General features: G+C 72.7%; 13 protein-coding genes. 9 read left to right on the top strand and 4 right to left on the bottom strand.

The window, feature by feature from the left end:
• Nucleotides 1-48: 48 nt before the first annotated feature.
• The 4 genes from ACFWYM_RS32525 to ACFWYM_RS32510 all read left to right on the top strand — a co-directional run bounded on the left by ACFWYM_RS32525 (nucleotide 49) and on the right by ACFWYM_RS32510 (nucleotide 5,929).
• A complete protein-coding gene (locus ACFWYM_RS32525; RefSeq protein WP_384845537.1) occupies nucleotides 49-705 on the top strand; it encodes a TetR/AcrR family transcriptional regulator in 657 nt (218 codons plus the stop codon).
• 87 nt (nucleotides 706-792) lie between these two features.
• Entirely contained in the window at nucleotides 793-3,039 is a 2,247-nt protein-coding gene (locus ACFWYM_RS32520) for a molybdopterin-dependent oxidoreductase (protein WP_384845535.1), read from the top strand.
• A 164-nt stretch (nucleotides 3,040-3,203) separates the two neighbouring features.
• Nucleotides 3,204-4,640: a CitMHS family transporter gene (locus tag ACFWYM_RS32515; RefSeq protein ID WP_384845533.1), complete on the top strand. Its 1,437-nt coding sequence runs from the start codon at nucleotides 3,204-3,206 to the stop codon at nucleotides 4,638-4,640.
• Nucleotides 4,641-4,645: 5 nt separating this feature from the next.
• Nucleotides 4,646-5,929, top strand: coding sequence for an MFS transporter (locus tag ACFWYM_RS32510; protein WP_384845531.1), 1,284 nt, complete (start codon nucleotides 4,646-4,648; stop codon nucleotides 5,927-5,929).
• Here ACFWYM_RS32510 and ACFWYM_RS32505 read toward each other — a convergent pair.
• The gene (locus ACFWYM_RS32505) at nucleotides 5,922-7,127 is read right to left on the bottom strand and encodes a S8 family peptidase (protein ID WP_384845528.1); all 1,206 of its coding nucleotides are present in this window, start codon (nucleotides 7,125-7,127) and stop codon (nucleotides 5,922-5,924) included. The genes ACFWYM_RS32510 and ACFWYM_RS32505 overlap by 8 nt on opposite strands.
• Nucleotides 7,128-7,420: 293 nt before the next feature.
• On the opposite strand from ACFWYM_RS32505, the gene ACFWYM_RS32500 reads away from it, so the two are divergent.
• Both ACFWYM_RS32500 and ACFWYM_RS32495 read left to right on the top strand, forming a co-directional pair.
• Nucleotides 7,421-8,809 (top strand): aldehyde dehydrogenase family protein, encoded by a 1,389-nt coding sequence (locus ACFWYM_RS32500; protein ID WP_384845526.1) that lies wholly within the window; start codon nucleotides 7,421-7,423, stop codon nucleotides 8,807-8,809.
• Nucleotides 8,810-8,871: 62 nt separating this feature from the next.
• Nucleotides 8,872-9,954: a Zn-dependent alcohol dehydrogenase gene (locus ACFWYM_RS32495; protein ID WP_384845524.1), complete on the top strand. Its 1,083-nt coding sequence runs from the start codon at nucleotides 8,872-8,874 to the stop codon at nucleotides 9,952-9,954.
• Nucleotides 9,955-10,076: 122 nt separating this feature from the next.
• Here ACFWYM_RS32495 and ACFWYM_RS32490 read toward each other — a convergent pair whose 3' ends face one another.
• Together ACFWYM_RS32490 and ACFWYM_RS32485 are read right to left on the bottom strand one after the other, a co-directional pair.
• Nucleotides 10,077-11,021 (bottom strand): urea transporter, encoded by a 945-nt coding sequence (locus ACFWYM_RS32490; protein WP_384845522.1) that lies wholly within the window; start codon nucleotides 11,019-11,021, stop codon nucleotides 10,077-10,079.
• Between the two features lie 54 nt (nucleotides 11,022-11,075).
• Nucleotides 11,076-11,723, bottom strand: a complete 648-nt coding sequence (locus ACFWYM_RS32485) for a TetR/AcrR family transcriptional regulator (protein ID WP_384845520.1) — start codon at nucleotides 11,721-11,723, stop codon at nucleotides 11,076-11,078.
• Nucleotides 11,724-11,830: 107 nt separating this feature from the next.
• On the opposite strand from ACFWYM_RS32485, the gene ACFWYM_RS32480 reads away from it, so the two are divergent.
• The 3 genes from ACFWYM_RS32480 (at nucleotide 11,831) to ACFWYM_RS32470 (ending at nucleotide 14,063) form a co-directional block, all read left to right on the top strand.
• Nucleotides 11,831-12,982 carry an acyl-CoA dehydrogenase family protein gene (locus ACFWYM_RS32480; protein ID WP_384845518.1) on the top strand — a complete coding sequence of 384 codons (1,152 nt, stop codon included), beginning with the start codon at nucleotides 11,831-11,833 and terminating at the stop codon, nucleotides 12,980-12,982.
• Between the two features lie 73 nt (nucleotides 12,983-13,055).
• Entirely contained in the window at nucleotides 13,056-13,352 is a 297-nt protein-coding gene (locus ACFWYM_RS32475; RefSeq protein WP_384845516.1) for a YiaA/YiaB family inner membrane protein, read from the top strand.
• Nucleotides 13,353-13,436: 84 nt separating this feature from the next.
• Nucleotides 13,437-14,063, top strand: coding sequence for a TetR/AcrR family transcriptional regulator (locus tag ACFWYM_RS32470; RefSeq protein ID WP_384845514.1), 627 nt, complete (start codon nucleotides 13,437-13,439; stop codon nucleotides 14,061-14,063).
• Here the strand turns inward: ACFWYM_RS32470 and ACFWYM_RS32465 are convergent.
• The gene (locus ACFWYM_RS32465) at nucleotides 14,054-14,518 is read right to left on the bottom strand and encodes a MaoC family dehydratase (RefSeq protein WP_384845512.1); all 465 of its coding nucleotides are present in this window, start codon (nucleotides 14,516-14,518) and stop codon (nucleotides 14,054-14,056) included. The two genes, ACFWYM_RS32470 and ACFWYM_RS32465, sit on opposite strands and share 10 nt — an antisense overlap.
• Nucleotides 14,519-14,554 lie beyond the last annotated feature (36 nt).

Raw genomic sequence — 14,554 nt, 5'->3', positions numbered from 1 at the left:
CCGCAAGAGGGATCACAAGAATGTGAACGGTGCTCTACTCTCCGGGTGATGCCCCACCGCGACGACGCCCAGAGCTCCACGACCCACCCCGCCCCGGACGCGCTGCCCGCCGCCGCCCTGCGCCGCGCCCCGATCCAGCAGCGCAGCGCCGACCGGCTCGCCCGGATCCTCGACGCCTGCGCCGCCCTCCTGGACGAGGTCGGCTACGAGGGCCTGAGCACCCGGGCCGTGGCCCAGCGCGCCGACGTGCCCATCGGCTCCGTCTACCGCTTCTTCGGCAACAAGCGCGCGATGGCGGACGCGCTCGCGCACCGCAACCTCGACCGGTACGCGCAGCGGATCACCGCGCGCATGGCCGACGTACCGGCCGGCGACTGGCGCGGCGCCGTGGACGCCGCCTTCGACGAGTACCTCGCCATGAAGCGGACCGTGCCCGGCTTCGGCCTGGTCGACTTCGGCATCCCCTCGGTCCCCGAGGACATGCCCGACGCCAACTCGCACGTCGCCGACCGCCTCGCCGCCCTGCTCGGCGGCCACCTCGGCCGCCCCGTGGACGCGACGCTGCGCCGCACCCTCCTCGTCGGCGTGGAGGCCGTCGACGCCGTCCTCCAACTGGCCTTCCGCACCGACGAGTCGGGCCGCCCCGACCTGATCGAGGAGGCCAGGGCGCTGCTGCACGCGTATCTCGCGCGCACGCTCGGATAGCCGCACCGCCCGACCCCTGGGACAGGCACATACCGGCCAGTATGCTGAGCGCCCACGCGTGCCGAAGCCGTCGCCCCGGGAGGGCCCATGCCCCGCACCGCCCTGCGCATCTGCCCACTCTGCGAGGCCACCTGCGGCCTCACCCTCACCGTCGAGGGCTCCCGGGTGACCGGCGCGCGCGGGGACGCGGACGATGTGTTCAGCCGGGGCTTCATCTGCCCCAAGGGCGCCTCGTTCGGGGCGGCCGACGCCGACCCGGACCGGCTGCGCACGCCGCTCGTGCGCCGGGACGGGCGACTCCAAGAGGCAAGCTGGGACGAGGCGTTCGACGCCGTCGCCGCCGGGCTGCGCCCCCTCATCGAGCGGCACGGCCCGAACGCGGTCGGCGTGGTCCTCGGCAACCCGAACGTGCACACCATGGCGGGCGGCCTCTACGTCCCGCTGCTGCTGCGCGCCCTCGGCAGCCGCAGCGTGTTCACGGCCAGCACCGTCGACCAGATGCCCAAGCACGTCTCCAGCGGGCTCCTCTTCGGCGACGCCTTCGCCATCCCCGTACCGGACCTCGACCGCACCGGCCACCTCCTGCTCATCGGCGCCAACCCCCTGGACTCCAACGGCAGTCTGTGCACCGCCCCCGACTTCCCCGGCAGGCTCAAGGCCCTGCGCGCCCGCGGCGGCACCCTCACCGTCGTCGACCCGCGCCGCACCCGCACCGCGAAGCTCGCCGACACCCACCTCGCGATCCGCCCCGGCACCGACGCCCTGCTGCTCGCCGCCATGGCCCAGGTCCTGTTCGCGGACGGGCTCACCCGGCTCGGCGCCCTCGCGGACCGGGTGACGGGCCTCGACGAACTCCGCGCGGCCGTACGCCACTTCACCCCCGAAGCCGTCGCCGCCGCCTGCGACGTGCCGGCCGACACCATCCGCACCCTCGCCCACGACCTGGCAGCCGCCCCTACGGCGGCGGTGTACGGCCGCGTCGGTTCCAGCACCGTCACCTTCGGCACCCTCACCAGCTGGCTCGTCGACGTCCTGAACATCCTCACCGGCAACCTCGACCGGCCGGGCGGCGCCCTCTTCCCGCTCGCCGCCACCGCCCCCGCACCCCGAACTCCCGGACCCGGCAAGGGCTTCGCCCTCGGCCGCTGGGCCAGCCGGGTCAGCGGCCACCCGGAGGCCAAGGGCGAACTGCCGCTCGCCGCGCTCGCCGAGGAGATCGACACCCCGGGTGCAGAGCCTGCGGACGGTCCTGGCCCGATCCGCGGCCTCGTCGCCGTCGCCGCCAACCCGGTCCTCTCCGCCCCCGACGGCAACCGCCTCGATGCGGCCCTGGAGTCCCTCGGCTTCATGGTCGCCGTCGACCCCTATCTGAACGAGACCTCGCGCCACGCCCACGTCGTGCTGCCCCCGCCGCCGCCCGCCCAGAGCGCCCACCACGACTTCGCCTTCAACGCCCTCGCCGTGCGCAACCAGGTCCGCTACACCCGCGCCGCCGTCCCCCTGGAGGAGGGGCGCATGCCGGAGACGGAGATCCTCGCCCGGCTCGTCCTCGCCGCCAGCGGCATGCACGGCGCCGACCCCGCCGCCGTCGACGCCATGGTGATCGACGGCGCCCTCGGCAAGGCCGTCGCCGCCCCGCACTCCCCGCTGCACGGCCGCGACCCCAAGGAACTCGCCGCCCGGCTCACCGGCGAGAGCGGGCCCGAGCGGCGCCTCGACCTGATGCTGCGCCTCGGCCCGTACGGGGACGGCTTCGGCGCACGGGCGGACGGGCTCAGCCTGGAGCGGCTCCTCGCCCACCCCCACGGGATCGACCTCGGCCCGCTGCAGCCGCGCCTCGGCGAGGTCCTCAGGACCCGCAGCGGCCGCGTCGAGCTCCTTCCGCCCGAGCTCACCGACGACCTGCGGCGCCTCGCGCGCGCGGTCGACGAGGTGCCCGCGGCCCTCGTCCTGGTCGGCCGCCGCCATCTGCGGTCCAACAACAGCTGGATGCACAACATCCCCGAGCTGATCGGCGGCACCAACCGCTGCACCGTGCACGTCCACCCCGACGACGCCGCCCGCCTCGGGCTCGCGCACGGGCGCCGCGCGCGTGTGAAGGCCGCGGGCGGCGAGATCGACGTCCCCGTGGAGGTGACCGACGCCGTCCGCCCCGGCGTGGTGAGCCTGCCGCACGGCTGGGGCCACGACCGGCCCGGCACCCGCCTCGGCGTCGCCGCCGCCGACCCCGGGGCCAATGTCAACCAGCTGCTCGACGGCACGCTCCTCGACCCGCTCTCCGGGACGGCGGTGCTCAACGGCTTCCCGGTGGAGCTCACGGCCGTCGCGCCCTGAGGCTTCAGCTCAGCGGGGCGCACCTCGCCGTACGCCGTTGACCAGGAGTTTTGCGCTTATTGCTCGCACGTCAACATCTTGTTAACGCCGATGAACGGGCCCTAACGTCTCGCTGACCGCCACCCCCGGGCGGCAGTTCAAGGGCGAACGATAGGAACCCCCTCATGCTGACGATCCTCGGATTCGTCATGATCGCCACCTTCCTGGTGCTGATCATGATGAAGAAGGTGTCGCCGATCGCGGCGCTCGTGCTCATCCCCGCTCTCTTCTGCGTCCTGGTGGGCAAGGGAGCCAAGCTCGGCGACTACGTCATCGCGGGCATCGGCGATCTCGCGCCGACCGCCGCGATGCTGATGTTCGCGATCGTCTACTTCGGCGTGATGATCGACGTCGGCCTCTTCGACCCGATCGTGCGCGGCATCCTGCGCTTCGCGAAGGCCGACCCGGTCCGGATCGTCGTCGGCACCGCGGTCCTCGCCGCGATCGTCTCCCTCGACGGCGACGGCTCCACCACCTTCATGATCACGGTCTCGGCGATGTACCCCCTGTACAAGCGCCTCAAGATGAGCCTCATCGTGATGACCGGTGTGGCCGCCACCGCCAACGGCGTCATGAACACCCTTCCCTGGGGCGGCCCCACGGCCCGCGCCGCCACCGCGCTCAAGCTCGACGCCAGCGACATCTTCGTGCCGATGATCCCGGCGCTCGCCGTCGGCCTGGTCGGCGTCTTCGCCCTCGCGTACGTCCTCGGCCGCCGCGAGCGCAAGCGCCTCGGCTACCTCTCCATCGACGAGGTCCTGGAGACTCCCGCCACCGAGACCGTGGCCTCCGGCGAGAAGGTCCTCGTCGGCGCGGGCAGCGGCGACGGCCGTACGAACGAGGCCACCGGCCGTACGAACAAGGCCACAGCAGGCGCCGGTCCGGGCGCCGACGCGGACGCCGAGGACGACGACGAGGGCTTCCAGGGCCTCGACCCGGACCGCGCCACGCTGCGCCCCAGGCTCTACTGGTTCAACGCCCTCCTCACGGTCTCCCTGCTCACCGCGATGATCATGGAGTGGCTGCCCATCCCGGTCCTCTTCATCCTCGGCGCGGCCCTGGCCCTCACGGTCAACTTCCCGCAGATGAAGGAGCAGAAGGAGCGCATCGCCGCGCACGCCGACAACGTCCTGAACGTCTCCGGCATGGTCTTCGCCGCCGCCGTCTTCACCGGCGTCCTCCAGGGCACCGGCATGGTCGACCACATGGCCAAGTGGCTCGTCGACGTCGTGCCGAACTCGATGGGCCCGCACATGGCCATCGTCACCGGCGTCCTGTCCATCCCGCTCACGTACTTCATGTCGAACGACGGCTTCTACTTCGGCGTCCTGCCGGTCCTCGCCGAGGCGGGCCAGGCGCACGGCGTCTCCTCTCTGGAGATCGCCCGGGCCTCCCTCGTCGGCCAGCCGCTGCACATGTCCAGCCCGCTGGTGCCCGCCGTCTACGTCCTCGTCGGCATGGCGAAGGTCGAGTTCGGCGACCACACCAAGTTCACCGTGAAGTGGGCCGCGCTCACCTCGCTCGTGATCCTCTGCGCGGGCCTGCTCTTCGGGATCATCTGATCCCCATGGCAACTCCCGCTCCAGCAGGGCCCGGTGGCAGGGGCTGGCTGCTCCGCCTCGTCATCGCCTTCAGCTTCGCGCAGGGGGCGGTGTCGATGGCGCGGCCCGCCGTCTCCTACCGGGCCCTCGCCCTGGGCGCCGACGAGCGGGCGGTCGGCGTCATCGCGGGCGTCTACGCGCTGCTGCCCCTGTTCGCCGCCGTCCCCCTCGGCCGCCGCACCGACCACGGCAGGTGCGCGCCCCTGCTGCCCGTCGGCGTGGTCCTGATCTTTGGCGGCTGCGCCCTCAGCGGCACCGCGGACTCCCTCGCCGCGATGGCCGCGTGGAGCGGGGTGATGGGCCTCGGCCACCTCTGCTTCGTGATCGGCGCCCAGTCGATCGTGGCCCGCCAGTCCGCCCCCGCCGAACAGGACCGCAACTTCGGCCACTTCACCATCGGCGCCTCGCTCGGCCAGCTCGTCGGACCGATCGCGGCGGGTGCCCTCATCGGCGGCGACATGGCGCGTACCAGCGCCCTCGCCCTGCTCGTGTCGGCGGCCGTCGCCGCGGTCTCCTTCACCTCGCTGTGGCGCATCGAACGCCGTACGGAGGGCGGGGCGCGCCGCCCCGAGGGCGGCAAGGTCCCGGTCCACCGCATCCTGCGCGCCCGGGGGGTGCCCGCGGGCATCTTCATCAGCCTCGCGGTGCTCTCGGCCACCGACATCCTCACCGCGTACCTGCCGGTGGTCGGCGAGCACCGGGGCATCGCGCCGTCCGTGATCGGGCTGCTCCTGAGCCTGCGCGCGGGGGCGACCATCGCGTGCCGCCTCGTGATGACGCCGCTGATCAACCTGCTGGGCCGGGGCGCGCTGATCGTCGTGACCTGCGCGCTCGCCGCTCTCCTCTGCGCCGGGATCGCGCTTCCCGTGCCGGTGTGGGCACTGGGGCTGATGCTGGTCCTGCTGGGCTTCTGCCTGGGCGTCGGCCAGCCCCTGTCGATGACGACGGTGGTGCAGGCGGCCCCGCCCGAGGCCCGCTCCACCGCCCTCGCCCTGCGCCTGACCGGCAACCGCCTCGGCCAGGTCGCCGCCCCCGCGTCGGCGGGCCTGATCGCGGGGGTCGCGGGGGTGGCGGCGCCGTTCGTGATGCTGGGCGGGCTGCTGCTCGTGGCGGCGGGGCTGGGTGTGCGGGGGCGGAGCCGGGCGGAGACTCCCTCAGGCGCGGAGGCTCCCGGAGGCGGCGACCACCCCCGGGAGCCCACCGACTCAACCAGCCCTCAGCGCAAGGGTGTTGGCAAGGGCGTCACTTGACGATGTTGAGCAGCTTGTTCGGCGAGCCGGTGCCCGGGCTCTTCACGACGCCCGAGCTGGCACCGTTCTTCAGGGCCGTGGCGACCTGCGCCGGCGTGGCCGACTTGTGGCCCGCCAGGTAGACCGCGGCGGCTCCCGCCACGTGCGGAGTGGCCATCGACGTACCGGAGATGGTGTTGGTGGCCGTGTCGCTGGTGTTCCAGCCCGCCGTGATGTTCGCGCCGGGAGCGAAGACGTCCAGGACCGAACCGTAGTTGGACCAGCTCGTCCTGGCGTCGGTGTTGTCGGTGGCGCCGACCGTGAGGGCGGGACCGACCCGGGCGGGGGAGAAGCTCTTGGCGTCGGTGCCCTCGTTGCCCGCCGCCACCGCGTAGGTGACGCCGTCGGCGATGGAGTTCTTCACCGCGTTGTCGAGCGCGGTGGAGGCGGAGCCGCCGAGCGACAGGTTGGCCACGGCCGGGGCGCCCGCCGCGTGGTTCTTGGTCACCCAGTCGATGCCCGCGACGACCCCGGCGGTGGTGCCGGAGCCGTTGTTGTCCAGGACGCGCACGGCCACGACCTTCGCCTTCTTGGCGACGCCGTAGGTCTTGCCCGCGATGGTCGTGGCGACGTGCGTGCCGTGGCCGTTGCCGTCCTGGGCGGTGGTGTCGCCGTCCACGGAGTCATAGCCGTTGACGGCGTGGCCGCTGATCTCCTTGTGGGTGATGCGCACCCCCGTGTCGATGACGTACGCGGTCACGCCCGAGCCCGCGCTGTCCGGGTAGGTGTAGGTCTTGTTCAGCGGCAGCTTCGGCTGGTCGATGCGGTCCAGGCCCCAGGGGGCGTTGGACTGCGTCGCGTCGACGTGCACGCGCTGGTTCTGCTCGACGGAGGCGACGGCCGGGTCGGCGGCGAGTCTCTGTGCCTCCTTCGAACTCAGCTGGGCGGCATAGCCGTTGAGAGCCGCCGTGAAGGTCCTGGTGACCTTCCCGCCGTGCCCGGCTATCAGATCCTTGCCCTGGCTCGAGGCGGCCTTGATGCCTTGCGACTTCTTGAGCGTGACGATGTAGCTGCCCGGTACGGCGTCGGCGGACCCGGCGCCGACCACGGTGCCTGTCGCCGGGGCGGCCTGGGCGGGCAGGGCGGTCAGGGCGCCGGCGAGGGCGGCGGTGGAGACCGCCGCGGCGATCAGGGCCTTCTTGCTGCGGAGCACGGCCATGGAGAGGGATCCTCCTCAGAGATGGGGGGGGAGCGGTGAGTGTCGCTCCCGTCGCGATCAGTAGCGTGGCCGGGCCGGGGGGCAGAGATCAAGAGAGTCGATGTATTGACATGCGTACGACATGAAGCAGCAACTCTCCCGGCACGAAAGGGAGTTGGCCGAAGCGTGCCGGTGACCTTGCCCCGGAGGGATGGCGGGGGTGCGGGAGGGAAGGTCATCGGCGGAGAAGGGCCCTGGTGCCAGAAAACTATCGGCGCTAGTTTGGGCGGCGGACGACTATCGAGAGGACAGTGATGAAGGCTCACGACGGGATGTACATCGGCGGCGCCTGGCGGCCCGCGGCGGGCACGGACACGATCGCGGTCGTGAACCCCGTCGACGAGCAGGTCATCGGCCATGTGCCGGCGGGCACGGCCGCCGATGTCGACGAGGCCGTGCGCGCCGCCCGCGCGGCGCTGCCCGGCTGGGCCGCGACCCCGCCCGCGGAGCGCGCCGCGATCCTCGGCGCCCTGCGCGACCACCTCGTCGCCCGCAAGGACGAGATCGCCGAGACCGTCACCGCCGAGCTGGGCGCGCCGCTGCCGTTCTCGCAGCTGGTGCACGCGGGCGTGCCGATCCTGGTCGCCGGTTCGTACGCGGAGCTCGCCGCCTCGTACTCCTTCGAGGAGAAGGTCGGCAACTCCACGGTGTACGCGGAGCCGGTGGGCGTCGTCGGCGCCATCACGCCCTGGAACTACCCGCTGCACCAGATCGTCGCCAAGGTCGCGCCGGCCCTCGCCGCGGGCTGCACCATCGTCCTCAAGCCCGCCGAGGACACCCCGCTGACCGCGCAGCTCTTCGCCGAGGTCGCGCACGAGGCGGGCGTGCCCGCCGGGGTGTTCAACCTCGTCACGGGCCTCGGGCCGGTGGCCGGGCAGGCCGTGGCCGAGCACCCGGGCGTCGACCTGGTCTCCTTCACCGGCTCGACGGCGGTCGGCCGGCAGATCGGCGCGGTCGCGGGCGCGGCCGTCAAGCGCGTCGCCCTGGAGCTCGGCGGCAAGTCCGCGAACGTGATCCTGCCCAGCGCCGACCTGGCCAAGGCGGTGAACGTCGGCGTGGCCAACGTGATGTCCAACTCCGGCCAGACGTGCAGCGCCTGGACCCGCATGCTGGTCCACGCCGACCAGTACGACGAGGCGGTGGAGCTCGCCGCGGCGGCCGCCGCCAAGTACGGCGACCGCATCGGCCCCGTCGTCAACGCCAAGCAGCACACGCGCGTGCGCGGCTACATCGACCAGGGCACCGCCGAGGGCGCCCGCGTCGTCGCGGGCGGCTCCGCATCCCCGCGCGAGCAGGGCTACTTCGTCTCGCCGACCGTCTTCGCCGACGTCCGGCCCGAGATGACCATCGCGCAGGAGGAGATCTTCGGCCCGGTCGTCTCGCTCATCAAGTACGAGGACGAGGCCGACGCCCTGCGCATCGCCAACGGCACGGTGTACGGGCTCGCGGGCGCGGTCTGGGCGGCCGACGAGGCGGAGGCGGTGGCGTTCGCCCGCCGGATGGACACCGGCCAGGTCGACATCAACGGCGGCGGCTTCAACCCCGTGGCCCCGTTCGGGGGTTACAAGCAGTCGGGCGTCGGCCGCGAGCTGGGCGCGCACGGCCTGGCGGAGTACCTCCAGACGAAGTCCCTCCAGTTCTGAGCCCCCTGTCCCCGACAGGCTTCCCGACACGCTTCCTGACACGACAGAAGGAGTACGAGAACGTGGTCCGCGCCGCAGTCCTGCCCGCCGTCGGCTCTCCCTTGGAGATCACCGAGATCGACCTGCCCGATCCGGGCCCGGGCCAGGCGCGGGTCCGTCTCGCCGCCGCCGGGGTCTGCCACTCCGACCTGTCCCTGACCAACGGCACCATGCGGGTCCCGGTCCCCGCCGTCCTCGGCCACGAGGGCGCGGGCACGGTCGTCTCGGTCGGCGAGGGCGTCACGGCGATGGCCCCCGGCGACCCGGTCGTCCTCAACTGGGCCCCGTCATGCGGCAGTTGCCCTGCCTGTGCACGCGGCGAGGTATGGCTCTGCGGCAACGCCCTCACCGGCGCGGCGAACGTCTACGCCCGCCGCGCCACGGACGGCACGGACCTCCACCCGGGCCTGAACGTCGCCGCGTTCGCCGAGGAGACGGTCGTCGCCGCCAACTGCGTCCTGCCGCTGCCCGAGGGCGTCCCGCTCACCGACGCGGCCCTCCTCGGCTGCGCGGTCCTCACCGGCTACGGCGCCGTGCACCACGCGGCGCGCGTACGGGCGGGCGAGACGGTCGCGGTGTACGGGGTCGGCGGCGTCGGCCTCGCCACGCTCCAGGCGGCCCGGATCGCGGGCGCCGAGCGGATCGTGGCGGTCGACGTCTCCCCGGCGAAGGAGGACCTGGCCCGCTCGGCGGGCGCCACGGACTACGTGGTGGCCTCCGACACGACGGCCAAGGAGATCCGCAAGCTGACGGGCGGCGAGGGCGTGGACGTCGCCGTCGAGTGCGTGGGCCGCGCGGTCACCATCCGCACGGCGTGGGAGTCGACCCGCCGCGGCGGCCGCACGACGGTGGTCGGCATCGGCGGCAAGGACCAGCAGGTCACGTTCAACGCCCTGGAGATCTTCCACTGGGGCCGCACCCTGTCGGGCTGCGTCTACGGCAACTCCGACCCGTCGGCGGACCTGCCGGTGCTCGCGGAGCACGTGCGGGCGGGCCGGCTGGACCTGGGCGCGCTGGTGACGGACCGGATCGAACTGGAGGACATCCCGGGGGCGTTCGCGAACATGGAGGCGGGGAAGGGGGGACGGGCGCTGGTGGTCTTCTAGGTCCGGCCCCTCGGGGCGTCGGTATGCAGCCCGTCCGGCGTTTGAGGACGAGGCCGTTCAGGCCGACGGGGGTCCAGGGGCGCAGCCCCGGGAAGGGCGCCTCAGGCCGCGGGCGCCCCACGTCACGGGTGCGACAGCCGCTTGAACGACCGCGCCCCCGCCAGAAACGCCAGCGTGGTCAGCACGAACGGCCACGTAAAGGCATGTCCCCCCGCGGGAGCGAAGAGCGCCCCCACCGCAGGCGTGACCACCGCAGCGGTCCCGGCGCCCAGCACCGCGTACGCGAGACCGGGCGCCGACACCGGCAGGAACACCCCGCACAACGCCACCGCGACCAGCACCGAGTTGTATCCCATCGACCCGTCGGCGATCTGCTCCGCGGGCGCGCCGAGGGCCCACGCGGAGCAGATCCCGACGGCGCTCCCCAGGCACGCCACGGCCCCCGCCCGGCGGCTCGCCACGAAGAGCCCGGCGAGCAGGATCGCGCCGACGTACCACTGCGGCATGAAGAAGATCTGCGCGAAGCCCGCGAAGAACCCCCGGGCCAGATCGGTGAGTTGGAGATGCGTGGGCCCCGTCGCCGGCCCGCTGAGCGCGGCGGACCCGGCGCCCCCGTGCCAGACCCGCTCGAACCCCGGCGCCCCGACCGTGAGCACGCTCGCGAGCAGACAATAGGGGAGGGTCAGCGAGGGCAGCCCCCAGGCCCCGAGGAGATGGCCCACGGCGGCCGTCACGACCGTCACGACGGCGCAGCCCACCAGCGCGAGCAGGGCCGTCGAGGGATGTCCGGCGCCGAGGAACACCGCGCAGCACAGCGCGGTGAGGCAGGAGTTGAACCCTTCGAGGCCCGGGCCCACCCGGTCGTCCGGCGCCCCGAGCAGCCGCGCCGTCGCGGTGCCGACGGCCGCCCCGCCGAGCGCGTAGAGCCCGTACCGCCATCCGGCCGCGAAGAGCGCGACGCAGAACACCGCGCCCGCCGCGGCGCTCGGCTGCAGGACGACCTGCGCCTGGCCGCGCAGGACCTGGGCGCCAAAGGCCGTGCCTCCGGCGTCGGTTGAGCACCGCACGGCCCACCCCCGTGTTGCATCCATGTTTCCCCGCAAGGTGGATGCATCGTACATCTACGTGAGCACGCGCACCTGCTCGAACTGCACCGCGAGGCCGTCGAGCAGCGCGGTGAGCCCCGTCTCGAAGGCGCGCTCGTCGATCAACTCCTGGCGCTCGGCGAGCAGATGGGCCTGGCCCAGGTGGGGGTAGTCGGCGGGATCGTATGCCGTCTCGTCGTCCACGAAGCCCCCGGCGAAGGAGCCCAGCGCGGAGCCCATGATGAAGTACCGCATCAGCGCGCCGATGGAGGTGGCCTGCGCGGCGGGCCAGCCCGCGTCGACCATCGCCCCGAACATCGCGTCCGCGAGCCGGAGTCCGGCCGGGCGGCGCCCCGGGCCCTGCGCGAGGACCGGGACGATGTGGGGGTGCCGGGTGAGGGCGTCGCGGTAGGAGACCGCCCAGTCGTGCAGCGCGGTGCGCCAGTCGCGCCCGTCGCCGGGCTCGAACATCGACAGGTCGACCTGGGCGCTCACCGAGTCCGCCACCGCCTCCAGGATCTGGTCCTTGGTGCGGAAGTGGTTGTAGAGGGACGGCCCGCTCACGCCGAGTTCGGCGGCGAGGCGGCGCGTGGAGACGGCCGCGAGCCCCTCCGTGTCCACGAGGGCGCGCGCCGCGTCCACGATCCGGTCTCGGCTGAGGAGGGGCTTGCGCGGTCGGGCCATGCGGCACATAGTAGGGCTGCCGCCTGAAACTAGCAGTGCTAATTTAACTCTCGACGGACGGCGTCCGACGCTGCCGACGAGCCACGATCCGTGAAGGGGTGCCCACGATGAACCTGGAGCTCAGCGAGGAGCAGACCGCCGTCCGCCGGCTCGCCAAGGACTTCGTGGACCGCGAGATCGCCCCGCACGTCATCGAGTGGGACCGCGCCGAGAGCGTCGACCGGTCGATCGTGAAGAAGCTCGGCGAGGTCGGCTTCCTCGGCCTCACCATCGACGAGGAGTACGGCGGCTCGGGCGGCGACCACCTCGCGTACTGCCTGGTCACGGAGGAGCTCGGCCGCGGCGACTCCTCGGTGCGCGGCATCGTCTCCGTCTCGCTCGGCCTGGTCGCCAAGACCATCGCCTCCTGGGGCAGCGAGGAGCAGAAGCGCCGGTGGCTGCCCGGGCTCACCGCGGGCGAGCTGGTCGGCTGCTTCGGGCTCACCGAGCCGGGCACCGGCTCCGACGCGGGCAACCTGGCGACGCGGGCCGTGCGCGACGGCGACGACTACGTCATCAACGGCACCAAGATGTTCATCACGAACGGCACCTGGGCCGACGTCGTGCTGCTCTTCGCCCGCTCCACCGACGCCCCCGGCCACCGGGGCGTCTCCGCCTTCCTCGTGCCGGCCGACACCCCGGGCCTGACCCGGCGCACCATCCACGGCAAGCTCGGCCTGCGCGGCCAGGCCACCGCCGAGCTGGTCCTGGAGGACGTCCGGGTGCCCGCGAGCGCGATGCTGGCGCCCGAGGGCAAGGGCTTCTCCGTGGCCATGTCCGCGCTCGCCAAGGGGCGGATGTCGGTGGCGGCGGGCTGCGTCGGCATCGCCCGGGCCGCGCTCGACGCCGCCGTGACGTACGCGACGCAGCGCGAGCAGTTCGGCAGGAGCATCGCCCACCACCAGCTCGTCCAGGAGCTGCTCAGCGACATCTCCGTGGACCTGGACGCGGCCCGCCTGCTCACCTGGCGCGTGGCCGACCTCATCGACCGCGGGCTGCCCTTCCAGACCGAGTCCTCTAAGGCCAAGCTCTTCGCCTCGGAGGCCGCGGTGCGCGCCGCCAACAACGCCCTCCAGGTCTTCGGCGGCTACGGCTACATCGACGAGTACCCGGTCGGCAAGCTGCTGCGCGACGCCCGCGTGATGACCCTGTACGAGGGCACGAGCCAGATCCAGAAGCTCGTCATCGGCCGCGCCCTGACGGGGGTCTCCGCCTTCTGAGTACCTGACTGAGTACGGGAGTTGAGTACCTGCGCGGATGAATCCGGCCGCCCTCGGGGCCATGCTCTCCGTCGTGACCACCACGACTGAGACGCCCGTCAAGCAGCAGACCACCACCGCGTACTACGGCCAGGCCATCGCCTCGTTCGCCATCGCGCTCGCCGCGGTGGCGATCGGCATCTACCAGCTGGACGTCAGCGCGTGGATCCGTGCCTTCCTCGCCATCGCCGTCCTCTACCTGACGACCTCGGCGTTCACGCTCGCCAAGGTGGTCCGCGACCGGCAGGAGGCCGACCAGATCGTCAGCCGGGTCGACCAGGCCCGCCTGGAGAAGATCCTCGCCGACCACGACCCCTTCAAGACCCCCTGACCCGTTCCCTCCGGCATCCCCTAAGCGCTTGCTCAGCTTCCGTGTATGGTGTCTGTCCCGATGGCGGCAGAAGGAGCAGGGCACATGGAAGCAGCGCCGGAGGAGACCCACGGCGACGACCAGCCGTGGGCCGAGGTCACCCCGGACGCGGCCCGGCGGCTGCTGGTCGCCGCCGTCGAGGCGTTCGCCGAGCGCGGCTACCACGCGACGACGACCCGGGACATCGCGGGCCGCGCGGGGATGAGCCCGGCCGCCCTCTACATCCACTACAAGACGAAGGAAGAGCTGCTCCACCGCATCAGCAGGATCGGCCACGACAAGGCCCTCGACATCCTGCGGACCGCGGCGGACGCGCCGGGCAGCGCGGCCGAGCGCCTCGCGGCCGCCGTGCGCTCCTTCGTCGGCTGGCACGCCGCCCACCACACCACCGCACGCGTGGTCCAGTACGAGCTCGACGCCCTCGGCGAGGAGCACCGCACGGAGATCGTGGCGCTGCGCCGCCAGTCGGACGCCGCGGTGCGCGACATCATCAACGACGGCGTGCGGGCAGGGGAGTTCGACGTCCCGAACGTCCCCGGCACGACCCTCGCCGTGCTCTCCCTCTGCATCGACGTGGCCCGCTGGTTCAACACCGCGGGCCGCCGGACGCCCGACGAGGTCGGCGCGCTCTACGCCGACCTCGTGCTGCGGATGGTGGGGGCTCAGAAGTAGTAGCGGGAGACGGACTCCGCCACACACGCGGGCTTGTCGCCGCCCTCGCGCTCGACGGTCACGGTCGCCGTCACCTGGACTCCGCCGTCCTTCGTCGCCGTCACGTCCGTGAGCACGGCGCTCGCGCGCAGCCGTGAGCCGACCGGTACGGGGGAGGGGAAACGGACCTTGTTCGTGCCGTAGTTGATGCCCATCTTCATGCCCTCGACCCGCATCACCTGCGGCACCAGGGAGGGCAGCAGGGACAGCGTCAGATAGCCGTGCGCGATGGTCGTGCCGAAGGGCCCCGCGGCCGCCTTCTCCGCGTCGACGTGGATCCACTGGTGGTCGCCCGTGGCGTCCGCGAACAGGTCGATCCGCTTCTGGTCGACCTCCAGCCAGTCGCTGTGCCCGAGCTGCTCGCCGACCCCGGCGCGCAGCTCCTCGGGCGACGCGAAGATCTTCGGCTCTGCCATGTTTCCCGGCCTCCTCAACGTATGCGACGTACGCGT

It is taken from the genome of Streptomyces sp. NPDC059009 (assembly GCF_042740175.1).
Classification (GTDB): Bacteria; Actinomycetota; Actinomycetes; order Streptomycetales; family Streptomycetaceae; genus Streptomyces.
This window is presented reverse-complemented; position numbering and strand designations above follow the sequence as displayed.